At 73.9% G+C, this 12,446-nt stretch carries 8 protein-coding genes and 1 tRNA gene; 8 read left to right on the top strand and 1 reads right to left on the bottom strand.

Going from position 1 to position 12,446, the window contains the following annotated elements; translation table 11 throughout:
• Positions 1-27 precede the first annotated feature (27 nt).
• The 4 genes from GQF42_RS18355 to GQF42_RS18340 all read left to right on the top strand — a co-directional run bounded on the left by GQF42_RS18355 (position 28) and on the right by GQF42_RS18340 (position 6,615).
• Positions 28-921 (top strand): FAD binding domain-containing protein, encoded by an 894-nt coding sequence (locus GQF42_RS18355; protein WP_158921296.1) that lies wholly within the window; start codon positions 28-30, stop codon positions 919-921.
• The gene (locus GQF42_RS18350) at positions 918-2,942 is read left to right on the top strand and encodes a 2Fe-2S iron-sulfur cluster-binding protein (protein WP_158921295.1); all 2,025 of its coding nucleotides are present in this window, start codon (positions 918-920) and stop codon (positions 2,940-2,942) included. The genes GQF42_RS18355 and GQF42_RS18350 overlap by 4 nt, the downstream gene beginning before the upstream one ends.
• Entirely contained in the window at positions 2,939-5,248 is a 2,310-nt protein-coding gene (locus tag GQF42_RS18345; RefSeq protein ID WP_158921293.1) for a xanthine dehydrogenase family protein molybdopterin-binding subunit, read from the top strand. The genes GQF42_RS18350 and GQF42_RS18345 overlap by 4 nt, the downstream gene beginning before the upstream one ends.
• 206 nt (positions 5,249-5,454) lie before the next feature.
• Positions 5,455-6,615: an SUKH-4 family immunity protein gene (locus GQF42_RS18340; RefSeq protein WP_158921290.1), complete on the top strand. Its 1,161-nt coding sequence runs from the start codon at positions 5,455-5,457 to the stop codon at positions 6,613-6,615.
• A gap of 78 nt (positions 6,616-6,693) precedes the next feature.
• Here the strand turns inward: GQF42_RS18340 and GQF42_RS18335 are convergent.
• Positions 6,694-6,768 (bottom strand) — tRNA-Cys (locus GQF42_RS18335).
• Positions 6,769-6,941: 173 nt separating this feature from the next.
• On the opposite strand from GQF42_RS18335, the gene GQF42_RS18330 reads away from it, so the two are divergent.
• The 4 genes from GQF42_RS18330 (at position 6,942) to GQF42_RS18315 (ending at position 12,391) form a co-directional block, all read left to right on the top strand.
• Complete coding sequence (locus GQF42_RS18330; RefSeq protein WP_158921288.1) at positions 6,942-8,390, top strand: MFS transporter; 1,449 nt, start codon at positions 6,942-6,944, stop codon at positions 8,388-8,390.
• Between the two features lie 162 nt (positions 8,391-8,552).
• Positions 8,553-10,355, top strand: coding sequence for a DEAD/DEAH box helicase (locus tag GQF42_RS18325; protein WP_158921286.1), 1,803 nt, complete (start codon positions 8,553-8,555; stop codon positions 10,353-10,355).
• 291 nt (positions 10,356-10,646) lie between these two features.
• Positions 10,647-11,288, top strand: coding sequence for an IclR family transcriptional regulator (locus GQF42_RS18320; RefSeq protein WP_158921284.1), 642 nt, complete (start codon positions 10,647-10,649; stop codon positions 11,286-11,288).
• Between the two features lie 311 nt (positions 11,289-11,599).
• Entirely contained in the window at positions 11,600-12,391 is a 792-nt protein-coding gene (locus GQF42_RS18315) for a S16 family serine protease (protein ID WP_158921282.1), read from the top strand.
• Positions 12,392-12,446: the final 55 nt, after the last annotated feature.

The following is a 12,446-nucleotide window of genomic DNA, read 5'->3' as shown; positions in this document are numbered from 1 at the left end:
GTGGGGCAGCGGGAAGGGGCAGCCGGTTTGACCACGCACGCACCGCAGGCGGCGCAGGCCGTCACGCTGCCCACGACGCTGGACGAGGCGGTGGCGGCCCTCGGGGCCATGCCCACCGCCGTGCCCGTCGCGGGCGGCACCGACCTGATGGCCGCCGTCAACTCCGGCCAGCTCAGGCCCGCCGCCCTGGTGGGCCTCGGGCGGATCAGCGAGATCCGCGGCTGGCAGTACCAGGACGGCCACGCGCTGCTCGGCGCGGGCCTCACGCACGCGCGGATGGGCCGCCCCGACTTCGCGGCCCTGATCCCGGCGCTCGCCGCCGCCGCGCGCGCCGCGGGCCCGCCGCACATCCGCAACGCCGGCACCCTGGGCGGCAACATCGCCTCGGCCGCCCCCACCGGGGACGCGCTGCCGGTGCTGGCCGCCCTGGAAGCCACGCTGATCATCGCGGGCCCGGGCGGAGCCCGCCGCGAGATGCCGGTGTCGCACCTGCTGGCCGGCATGGAAATGCTCCGCGGCGGCGAACTCATCGGCTACGTGCGCGTACCGCTGCTGCACGCCCCGCAGGTCTTCCTGAAGGCGACCGGACGCACCGGGCCGGGCCGCGCGCTGGCCTCCGTGGCCCTCGTCCTCGACCCCGCCCGGCGCGGAGTGCGGTGCGCCGTCGGTGCCATAGCGCCGATGCCGCTCAGGCCGCTGGAGGCCGAGGAGTGGGTCGCGCAGCTGATCGACTGGGACAACGACCGCGCGCTCGTGCCGGAGGCCCTGAACGCCTTCGGCGAGTACGTGGCCGCGGCCTGCATCCCGGACCAGGCACCGGAGTCCGACGGCTCGGTACCCGCACTTCCGCCCGCCGTACTGCACCTGCGGCGCACCGTCGCCGCGCTGGCCCGACGAGCACTGGGGAGGGCGCTGTCGTGACCGACGACCAGCACGGAGAGGGCACGCCCCAGGGCGGCGGCCGCTGGGACCCGCTGCCCCAGGGCGACTACGACGACGGCGCCACCGCCTTCGTCAAGCTCCCCGAGGGCGGCATCGACGCCCTGCTGTCCGGCGACAGCCCGCTGGCCGCGCCGGGTCACGGCTATGTGCCGCCGCGGATAACAGCCGCCCCCGGCACGGGAGATCCGGCCGCGCCCGGCACCTGGGCCGCGCCCGCGAGCGGCACCGAGTGGCCCGACCCGAACGCCGTGGCCCAGGCGCCGGGCGCGGACGACCGGTTCACCTACGAGCCCGCCGCCACCCAGCAGTGGACCTTCGAGGAGCCCGCGGCCCCGGCCGCCCCCGGGCACGACGTCACCGGGCAGTGGTCCATCCCCGTCGCCGGTGGTGACCTTCCGGACGAATCGGGCGAGTTCACCACGTCCTCCCTGGTCGAGCAGTGGGGCGGCACCCCGCCGCCCACCCTGCCCGGCGGCGCGCCCGCACCCTGGGCGGCACAGGACCCCGGCCGCCCCTGGGGCCATCCCGAGGACCGGCAGCCCCCTGCCCACCCGCTGCCCGACCACACCGGAGCGCACCCGGCGGGTGGCGCGGCGGCACAGGGGTACGTGCCGCAGGAGCCGTACGCGAGGGACGAGTCGTACGCGACGGACGAGCGGTACGCGACGGACGAGCGGTACGCGACGGACGAGCGGTACGCGCACGATGCGGCCGGTCACGATCCGGCCGGTCACGGCAGAGCCGAGCGCGGTCCGGCCGGTCACGGTCCGGTGGGGCACGCGGATGCCGGCCCTGCGCGGACCGGGCACGCGGAGGCCGTGCACGCGGACGCCGCCCCCGTTCGGGCCGGTCGCCCGGCGGAGTTCGCCGAGTTCACCGAGCCCGCGGCTCCTGCCGGAATCACGGCGCCCCCCGCCGAGCCGGAAGCGGCGCCGGACGCGAACGGTCACGGCCCCGCGCAAGCCCCTGAGCGCCTCGCTGACGGCCCCGCGGGCCACGAGGACCCGGCAACCCCGGCCGCGGGACCGCGGGCCGCCACAACGCCCGTCACGCCCGCCGCGGTCGACGCGGAGGCAACGGCCGCCCCGGCGACGCCGGAAGACCTGCCCGCGGTAGCCGGGGACGAGGACGCCGCGGCGCCGGAACACCCCGCCGACGCGCCCGGAGCCGCCGTACCGGCAGCCGACGACACGCCCGGGGGCGACACCGAGGCCGCCGGTGACGAGGCCGCGCGCGAGGCGGCCGTGGCCGAGAAGCACACCGCGCCGCTCCCGCCCGGCGACGACCACCCCCTCGCCTCCTACGTGTTGCGCGTCAACAGCACCGACCGCCCCGTCACCGACGCCTGGATCGGTGAGTCGCTGCTCTACGTCCTGCGTGAACGGCTCGGCCTCGCCGGTGCCAAGGACGGCTGCTCGCAGGGCGAGTGCGGGGCCTGCAACGTCCAGGTCGACGGCCGTCTGGTCGCCTCCTGCCTGGTCCCCGCGGTCACCGCGGCCGGCAGCGAGGTGCGCACCGTCGAGGGCCTCGCCGCCGACGGGCGGCCCTCCGACGTCCAGCGTGCGCTCGCCCGCTGCGGCGCCGTCCAGTGCGGCTTCTGCGTGCCGGGCATGGCGATGACCGTGCACGATCTGCTGGAGGGCAATCCGGCGCCGACCGAGCTGGAGGCCCGGCAGGCGCTGTGCGGCAATCTGTGCCGCTGCTCCGGCTACCGGGGCGTCCTGCAGGCCGTCCAGGAGGTCGTCGCCGAACGCGAGGCGTCGCACGCCGCCGAGGGGACGGACACGGAGGAAGCGCGCATCCCGCACCAGGCGGGCCCCGGCTCCGGCGGTGTCCACCCGTCGGCGTTCGAGGCGCCCGGCGCGTTCGACACGCCGCAGCCCGCTCCCGGTGGCTACGGCGGCACACCGGATCCCTACGGCTCGCCCGAGCCGTACGGCACCCCGGGACCGCACGACCCGCGCGACCAGCACTACGGCCAGGACGGAGGTCAGGTGTGAGCAACGAAGCCGCCGCGGCGCCCACCGCCGCGGAACCCGCCCCCGAGAGCGAGCCGTTGCCGCACGGCCTCGGCGTGTCCCTGACGCCCGCCGACGCCCGCGCCAAGACCGAGGGCACCTTCCCGTACGCCGCCGACCTGTGGGCCGAGGGCCTGCTGTGGGCGGCCGTGCTGCGCTCCCCGCACGCGCACGCGCGCATCGTGAACATCGACACCACGCACGCGCGCGAGATGCCCGGCGTACGGGCCGTCATCACACACGAGGACGTCCCCGGCACCCCGCGCCACGGCCGGGGCACCCCCGACCGGCCGGTGTTCGCCTCCGAGGTCGTACGGCACCACGGCGAGCCCATCGCCGCCGTCGCCGCCGACCACCCGGACACCGCGCGGATGGCCGCCGCCGCCGTCATCGTCGAGTACGAAGTACTCGACCCCGTCACCGACCCGGAGCAGGCCTTCGAGGCCGAACCCCTGCACCCCGACGGCAACCTGATCCGGCACATCCCGCTGCACCACGGCGATCCGGAGGCCGCCGGCGAGGTCGTCGTCGAGGGGCTGTACCGCATAGGGCGCCAGGATCCGGCCCCGATCGGGGCCGAGGCCGGTCTCGCCGTGCCCCGTCCCGACGGCGGCGTGGAGCTGTACATGGGCTCCACCGACCCGCACGCCGACCGCAACACCGCAGCCGCCTGCTACGGGCTGTCCCCGGATCGGGTGAAGATCGTCGTCACCGGGGTGCCGGGCGCCACCGCCGACCGCGAGGACCAGGGCTTCCAGATCCCGCTCGGCCTGCTCGCCCTCAAGACCGGCTGCCCGGTGAAACTCACCGCCACGCGCGAGGAGTCCTTCCTCGGCCACGCCCACCGCCACCCCACCCTGCTGCGCTACCGCCACCACGCGGACGCCGAGGGCACGTTGGTGAAGGTGGAGGCGCAGATCCTGCTGGACGCGGGCGCGTACGCCGACACCTCCGCCGACGCGCTCGCCGCCGCCGTGTCCTTCGCATGCGGCCCGTACGTCGTCCCGAACGCCTTCATCGAGGGCTGGGCCGTACGCACCAACAACCCGCCCTCCGGCCATGTGCGCGGCGAGGGCGCGATGCAGGTCTGCGCCGCCTACGAGGCGCAGATGGACAAACTGGCGAAGAAGCTGGGCCTGGACCCGGCCGAGGTGCGCCTGCGCAACGCGCTCGCGACGGGTGACGTGCTCCCCATCGGCCAGACGGTGACCTGCCCCGCTCCGGTGGCCGAACTACTGCAGGCGGTACGGGACTTCCCGCTGCCCGAGCTGCCGAAGGACACGCCCGAGGAGGACTGGCTGCTGCCGGGCGGCCCGGAGGGCGCGGGCGAACCGGGCGCGGTGCGCCGGGGCGTCGGCTACGGCCTGGGCATGGTGCACATGCTCGGCGCGGAGGGCGCCGACGAGGTGTCCACGGCGACCGTCAAGGTCCACGACGGCGTCGCGACCGTCCTGTGCGCGGCGGTGGAGAGCGGCCAGGGCTTCACCACGCTGGCCCGCCAGATCGTCCAGGAGACCCTCGGCATCGAGGAAGTCCACGTGGCCCCGGTCGACACCGACCAGCCGCCGGCCGGCGCGGGCTGCCGGGGCCGGCACACCTGGGTGTCGGGCGGCGCGGTGGAACGCGCGGCGAAGATGGTCCGCACCCAGCTCCTCCAGCCGCTGGCGCACAAGTTCGGCATGTCGACGGAACTGCTGCAGATCACCGACGGCAGGATCACGTCGTACGACGGCGTCCTGTCGACCACCGTCACGGAGGCGATGGAGGGCAAGGAGCTGTGGGCCACGGCGCAGTGCCGCCCGCACCCCACCGAGCCGCTCAACGCCTCCGGCCAGGGCGACGCCTTCGTGGGGCTCGCGTTCTGCGCGATCCGCGCGGTGGTGGACGTCGACATCGAGCTGGGCTCGGTGCGGGTGGTGGAGCTGGCGGTGGCGCAGGACGTCGGCAGGGTGCTGAACCCGGCCCAGCTGACGGCCCGGATCGAGGCGGGCGTCACCCAGGGCGTCGGCATCGCCCTGACGGAGAACCTCCGTACGCCCCGCGGCCTGGTCCGCCACCCGGACCTGACCGGATACACCCTGCCGACCGCCCTGGACGCGCCGGACATCCAGATCGTGAAGCTGGTGGAGGAACGCGACGTGGTGGCACCCTTCGGCGCCAAGTCCGTCAGCGCGGTGCCGGTGGTGACGTCCCCCGCGGCGATCGCCTCCGCCGTCCGCGCGGCCACCGGCCGCCCCGTCAACCGCCTCCCGATCCGCCCGCAGGCGGCGGTGGTGACCGCCCAGTGAGCTGCTGCCCCGTGTGAGCGACGGGGCGGCGTGCGCGGTGGCGGAACCGGACGAGGAGCTGCGCCGGCGCGCAACGCGCACGAGCCGCCCGGCGTCCTTTCCCCCGAGGGCCGTTGTCAGTGGGGCGGCGTAGTCTGCGAAGCAGTGGGGGCGGCTGCGCTCACGGACGTACGTGGGGCTTGGACGGGGAAGATCGCGGGGGATCGATGAGCACGACCGACACCGGGATTGCGGCGATCACGCTGACCGAGGCGGAGCTGGACCGCTACGTCACGCACGCGCCGACGCGCGGCCTGCTCAGCGGCGCCGGACTGCCCGCGCACACCGACCTGCTGACCTTCTCGCCGCTGCGTACGCACGGCCTGCGCACGCTCGCCGACGCCGCGGACGCCCCGTTCCGGCTGGCGGAGGAGCTGCGTGGCCGCCTGGTCATAGGCGAGCTGCTCAGCCCGGCCGGCATGGGGCGCGAGTCGATCCTGCTCGACGGCGCCACGGGCGAGATCACGACGGCCCATCTCTTCGACCCGTCGGACCTCCGTCCCTTCGCACCCTCCCTGACCACGTTGCTGCGCTTCGCCGCGGTCACCGAGGAACTGGCGGGCCTGCGCGGCCGTTTCGCGTCCCTGGCGGGCCAGTACGGCCCCCAGACGGCCGCGGAGGCAACCCGCCGCCTGCTCGCCCTGTTCGAGGAGGGCGCGGACGGCGCGGTCCCGCCGTACTGGAAGGTGGCGGCCCTGATCCGCCCGCTCGCCCTGGTCGCCGGCCCCGGCACGGCGTGCGGCCTCACCCTGGACGTCCCCGCGCGCGTCCTGGACCAGGAGTTCGGGCACGGCAGGGTGTCCCGCTTCGAGGAGGTCGACTTCCCGCCGACGCTCACGCACGAGTCGACCCGGCGTTTCCTGCGCGAGACGGGCCTGCCGGAACAGGCGGTGCTCTTCCACACCGACACGGACGAACCCCTCCCGACACTGCGCGAGTACTTCACACAGGAGCACCCGGGCGGATTCCCTCTGGACGAACTCCCGGCCCACGCCGACCACTTGGTCCGCCTCGGCTACCTGCTGGAGGACACCAGCCTGGTGGTCGACGGCAGAACGGGCGCCGTGCTGACCTTCAGCGAGCCGGACGCCACGCTCCACCCCCTCAACACGGACGTCTCCACCCTGGCCTTCACCCTCTGGCTCCTGCACCACGAGCGCACCATCCACCGCCACCTGCACCACGAACTGCCGACCCTGTCCTACGAGCAGCTGGCCGCAGCCATGATCCACACCCTGACGACCGTCGACCCCACGGGCACCTCTTCGGCCACCGACTGGCACTACTGGACAGAGGCCTTCCAGGACGAGGCCGGCGGAGTGCTCTGATGCGTCGCGGGCGCATCGAGGGTGCACAGAGGGCGCGGTGAGGCCGGACCGGCGGCAGATTGCCGCAAGGCGGAAAGGTGGAGGCCGTGGCGGGAATCGAACCCACGTAACTCGCTTTGCAGGCGAGCCCCTAAACCACTCGGGCACACGGCCGTGTTCGTGGGAATGAACCTACGGGCGGTCGGTGGCGGACTCAAGAGGGCCGGGTGCGCTGCAACGCGACTGCCACACCGCGTTCATGAAACGGGGGCCTACGACCAAGGTCGCAGGTCGGACCGGCCTCCCGACAGGGGTCAAACCCGGTTGCGGGCCTTACTCTGGCGAGCATGACCGCCCTGGAGCCCCGCGACGCCGATGTCGCGACCGAAGCCGCCGAGACGGACGCCGACGGACGAAGAGCAGCAGACGACGGTGTACTGAGCAGGTCGTACCGGGCGCTCAGTGTCGGGATCGTCTCCGTCGTGCTGCTCATCGCCTTCGAGGCGACCGCCGTAGGCACCGCCATGCCGGTCGCGGCGCGGGAACTGCACGGCGTGGGCCTGTACGCGTTCGCGTTCTCCGGCTACTTCACGACCAGCCTGTTCGGCATGGTGCTCTCCGGTCAGTGGTCCGACCGGCGCGGCCCCCTCGGCCCGCTCGGCGCCGGCATCGCGGGCTTCGCCGCAGGGCTTGTCATCGCCGGCACCGCCCAGGTCATGTGGGTGTTCATCCTGGGCCGGGCCGTGCAGGGCCTCGGCGGCGGGCTCGTCATCGTGGCGCTGTACGTCGTCGTCGGCCGCGCCTACCCCGAGCGGCTGCGCCCCGCGATCATGGCCGCCTTCGCGGCGGGCTGGGTGGTGCCGTCCATCGTCGGCCCGCTCGCCTCCGGCGCCATCACCGAGCACCTCGGCTGGCGCTGGGTCTTCCTCGGCATCCCGGTCCTCGTCGTCCTCCCGCTCGCCCTCGCCCTGCCCCAGATACGCCGCCGGGCGTCCGGCCCGGTCCAGGCGGACCGGGCCGCCGGGTCCCTCGACCGACGGCGCATCCGGCTCGCCCTCGGTATCTCCCTGGGCGCCGGACTCCTGCAGTACGCCGCCCAGGATCTGCGGCCGCTCGCCGTACTGCCCGCACTCGCCGGTGCCGCCCTGCTCGTGCCCGCCGCCCTCGGCCTGCTCCCGCGCGGCACCTACCGGGCGGCCCGCGGCCTGCCCTCCGTCGTACTGCTGCGCGGACTGTCCGCCGGGTCCTTCATCGCCGCCGAGTCCTTCGTGCCGCTGATGCTCGTCACCCAGCGCGGACTGTCGCCGATGCTCGCCGGGTTCTCGCTGGCGTCCGGCGGCCTGACCTGGGCGCTGGGTTCGTTCGTGCAGTCCCGGCCGCGCATGGCGCCGTACCGGGAGCGGCTGATGACCGCCGGGATGCTGCTCGTCGCCGCCGCCGTGGCCACCGCGCCCAGCGTGCTCGTGCACGCGGTGCCCGTCTGGGTCGTCGCCGTCGCCTGGGCCTTCGGCAGCCTCGGCATGGGCCTGGTGATGTCCTCCACCAGCGTGCTGCTGCTCCGGCTGTCCGCCCCCGAGGAGGCCGGCGCCAACTCCGCCGCGCTCCAGATCTCCGACGCCCTGTCCAACGTCGTCCTGCTCGCCGCCACCGGCGCCGCCTTCGCGGCCCTGGGAGGCGGGAGCGCCGCGGCCGCCGCCGGCGGCGGCCCCCGTCCCCTCGCCTTCGCGGCCGTCTTCCTGCCGATGGCGGGAGTGGCGCTGGTGGGGGCGTGGGTGACCCGGCGACTGCGGGCCTGACGGCGATCGCACCGGTGGTCACACCGATGATCACCGCCGCTGTGATGTGGGTCCCACCCACGGGCGACCCGGCCTCGTCCGGGCGTTGACGGTGGTGCGGCGCCGGTAGGGTGGCCCGGTTGTCATACGTAGCCGAGCGCCGAGCCCCACAAAACGGAGACCGTGACTACTACCGCCGCTTCCTCCGCGTCGTCGTCCCACCACCTCTCGCCCGCCTTCCCCGGCCGGGCCCCCTGGGGTACCGCCAGCAAGCTGCGTGCCTGGCAGCAGGGCGCGATGGACAAGTACGTCCAGGAGCAGCCCCGTGACTTCCTCGCCGTCGCCACGCCCGGCGCCGGCAAGACGACCTTCGCGCTGACGCTCGCCTCCTGGCTGCTGCACCACCACGTCGTGCAGCAGGTGACCGTGGTCGCGCCGACCGAGCACCTGAAGAAGCAGTGGGCCGAGGCCGCCGCGCGGATAGGTATCAAGCTCGACCCCGAGTACAGCGCCGGACCGCTCGGCCGGGACTACGACGGCGTCGCTGTCACCTACGCCGGTGTCGGCGTACGGCCCATGCTGCACCGCAACCGCGTCGAGCAGCGCAAGACCCTCGTCATCCTCGACGAGATCCACCACGCCGGTGACTCCAAGTCCTGGGGCGAGGCGTGCCTGGAGGCCTTCGAGCCCGCCACTCGCCGGCTCGCGCTGACCGGTACGCCGTTCCGGTCCGACACCAACCCGATCCCCTTCGTGACGTACGAGGAGGACAACGCCGGCATCCGGCGCTCCGCCGCCGACTACACCTACGGCTACGGCAACGCCCTCGCCGACCACGTCGTGCGGCCGGTCATCTTCCTCTCCTACAGCGGCAACATGCGCTGGCGTACGAAGGCGGGTGACGAGATCGCCGCCCGGCTCGGCGAGCCGATGACCAAGGACGCGGTCAGCCAGGCCTGGCGCACCGCGCTCGACCCGCGCGGCGAGTGGATGCCCAGCGTGCTGCGCGCCGCCGACCAGCGGCTGACCGAGGTCAGGAAGGCCATCCCGGACGCGGGCGCCCTCGTCATCGCCTCCGACCAGGACTCGGCCCGCGCCTACGCCAAGCTGATCCGTGAGATCACGGGGTCGAAGGCCACGCTCGTGCTGTCCGACGACGCGGGGGCCTCGAAGCGGATCGACGACTTCAGCGAGAGCGACGACCGGTGGATGGTCGCCGTCCGGATGGTGTCCGAGGGCGTGGACGTGCCCCGGCTCGCGGTGGGCGTGTATGCGACGACCATTTCGACACCCCTCTTCTTCGCGCAGGCCGTCGGGCGGTTCGTACGGTCCCGGCGCCGCGGCGAGACCGCCTCCGTGTTCCTGCCGACCGTGCCCGACCTGCTGACCTTCGCCAATGAGATGGAGAAGGAGCGGGACCACGCCCTCGACAAGCCGAAGAAGGAGGGCGAGGAGGACCCGTACGCCGAATCCGAGAAGGAGATGGAGGAGGCGAACAAGCAGCAGGACGAGGACACCGGCGAGCAGGAGCAGTTCTCCTTCGAGGCGCTGGAGTCCGAGGCCGTCTTCGACCGGGTCCTCTACGACGGCGCCGAGTTCGGCATGCAGGCCCACCCGGGGAGCGAGGAGGAGCAGGACTATCTCGGCATCCCCGGCCTGCTCGAACCCGACCAGGTGCAGTTGCTGCTGCAGAAGCGGCAGGCCCGGCAGATCGCGCACAGCAAGAAGAAGCCGGACGCCGACGCCGATCTGCTCGAACTGCCCGCCGAGCGGCGGCCGGTGGTCTCGCACAAGGAGATGATGGAGCTGCGCAAGCGGCTCAACACGATGGTGAGCGCCTACGTCCACCAGAGCGGCAAGCCGCACGGGGTGATCCACACCGAGCTGCGGCGGGTGTGCGGGGGGCCGCCCAGCGCGGAGGCCACGGCAGGGCAGCTGAGGCAGCGCATCGCCAAGGTGCAGGAGTGGGCGACGCGGATGAAGTGAACCGCGGGCACCCCGTGTGCGGCGCGTATCCGGACGAATGTCGGCAGGCCGGATCTGCCCTTGCCCGGATTCTGGACGAAGACTTCCGCTCAGCGAACCTGCTTCGCTACTGTCCCGCTACGCACACGCCCCGTGGCAGCGTCGCCGCGGAGCGCAGCCGTGAAGCGACCTGGCCCGGAGCCGCCGAGCCGTCCTGCCGATCGGCGGCCTCTGAACGCGTCGCCGACGGGACTCGGCCACGCATCTGCCGCTCAGGGGCCCGCCGGCCTCACCACCAAAGGAGTGGGCGTCGTGACCGCGGAGACCTCTCAGACGCTCGACCGGGGACTACGTGTCCTCAAGCTGCTGGCCGACACGGACCACGGGCTGACCGTCACGGAGTTGTCCACCAAACTGGGCGTGAACCGTACCGTCGTGTACCGGTTGCTCGCCACCCTGGAGCAGCATGCGCTCGTCCGGCGTGACCTGGGCGGGCGAGCCCGGGTCGGCCTCGGAGTGCTGCGGCTCGGCCGGCAGGTGCACCCGCTGGTGCGCGAGGCCGCGTTGCCCGCGCTGCGTTCGCTCGCCGAGGACATAGGGGCGACGGCGCATCTGACGCTGGTGGACGGGTCGGAGGCGCTGGCCGTCGCCGTGGTCGAGCCGACGTGGACCGACTACCACGTGGCCTACCGAGCCGGTTTCCGGCACCCGCTGGACCGGGGCGCCGCGGGCCGGGCGATCCTCGCCGCGCGTCAGTCGCCGACCGCGGATCCGGGCTACACGCTCACCCACGGCGAACTGGAGGCCGGTGCCAGCGGCGCCGCGGCACCGCTGGTCGGGGTCACGGGGGTCGAGGGCAGCGTGGGCGTGGTGATGCTGGCGGACTCCGTGCCCGAGCGGGTGGGGGCGAGGGTGGTGGAAGCGGCGCGGGAGGTTGCGGAGGCACTGCGCTGAGCGGCGCGCCGCCATGGCGCCCGCACCCTCGACTGCAGCCACGGCACAGCCGTTCGTCGGCAGCGTCCAGGTCGACTCGCCCCGGCCGCCCTGCCCGGCTTCACGCTCCCCGGGAACACCGCGGCCTGCGCCCGCTGCTTCGCCGAGGACCTCACCGAGCCGGTTGTCCTGCAGGACGGCCGTCTGCCCGTTCCGACCGGTCCCGGGACCGGCGTCGAGCCGCCGCCGGAGGCGCCTGGCCGCCTCACCCGGGAGCGCCGGGACCTGTACACGGCACAGGGCACAGGTGACGGTCGCGTTAGATTGATCCCGTGCTCTCACGTCTCACGCGTTCCCAGGCCGTCGCCGTCTGCGCAGTTCCCGTCGTGGCCCTGCTCGCCACGGCGGCGTTCGCGCCGCTGCCGTTCTCGGTGGCCCAGCCGGGGATGACGGCGAACGTGCTCGGCAGGAACAAGGGCGCCGAGGTGATCACCGTCTCCGGGGCGCCGGCCCGCAGGACCAGCGGGGAGCTGCGGATGGTCACCATCGAGGCGACCGGCCCGGACGCCCGGATCTCCCTCGGGGACGTGGTCGGCAACTGGTTCCGCAGCGACCGGGCCGTGATGCCGCGCGACGCCGTCTACCCCAGCGGTGACACCGTCCAGGAGATCCAGCAGCACAACCAGGCGCAGATGCAGCAGTCCCAGGACGCGGCGACGCAGGCGGCGCTCAAGTACCTCGGGCTGAGCGCCGACAAGGTCAAGGTCACGCTCAAGCTCGCCGACGTGGGCGGGCCGAGCGCCGGCCTGCTGTTCACCCTGGGGATCGTCGACAAGCTGCGCGGCGACGGCGGCGGCGGCGATCTCACGGGCGGGCGGAACATCGCCGGTACGGGCACGATCGACGCCGACGGCACGGTCGGCGCGGTCGGCGGGGTGGCCCTCAAGACCCAGGCCGCCCGGCGGGACGGGGCCACCGTCTTCCTGGTGCCGAAGGCGGAGTGCACCGATGCCGAGGCGCAGCTGCCCAAGGGCCTCAGGCTGGTCCCGGTCACCACGCTCAAGGGCGCGGTGACCGCGCTGACCGCGCTGGAGAAGGACAAGGGCGCGGTCCCGAGCTGTTAGGCCCTGTCGTCGGACCACCGCCTGCCCCGCGACGCCGTGCACGCCCTCGCGCCGC

This window comes from Streptomyces broussonetiae, from assembly GCF_009796285.1.
Taxonomy (GTDB): Bacteria; Actinomycetota; Actinomycetes; order Streptomycetales; family Streptomycetaceae; genus Streptomyces; species Streptomyces broussonetiae.
The sequence above is the reverse complement of the archived record's forward strand: the minus strand, read 5'-3'. Positions and strand labels throughout refer to the sequence as shown.

What these genes read in the sequence shown, in the direction of transcription:
- GQF42_RS18330 (WP_158921288.1), top strand. Translation starts at nt 6,942, where the DNA reads ATGACCGCCCTGGAGCCCCGCGACGCCGATGTCGCGACCGAAGCCGCC.
- GQF42_RS18340 (WP_158921290.1), top strand. Translation starts at nt 5,455, where the DNA reads ATGAGCACGACCGACACCGGGATTGCGGCGATCACGCTGACCGAGGCG.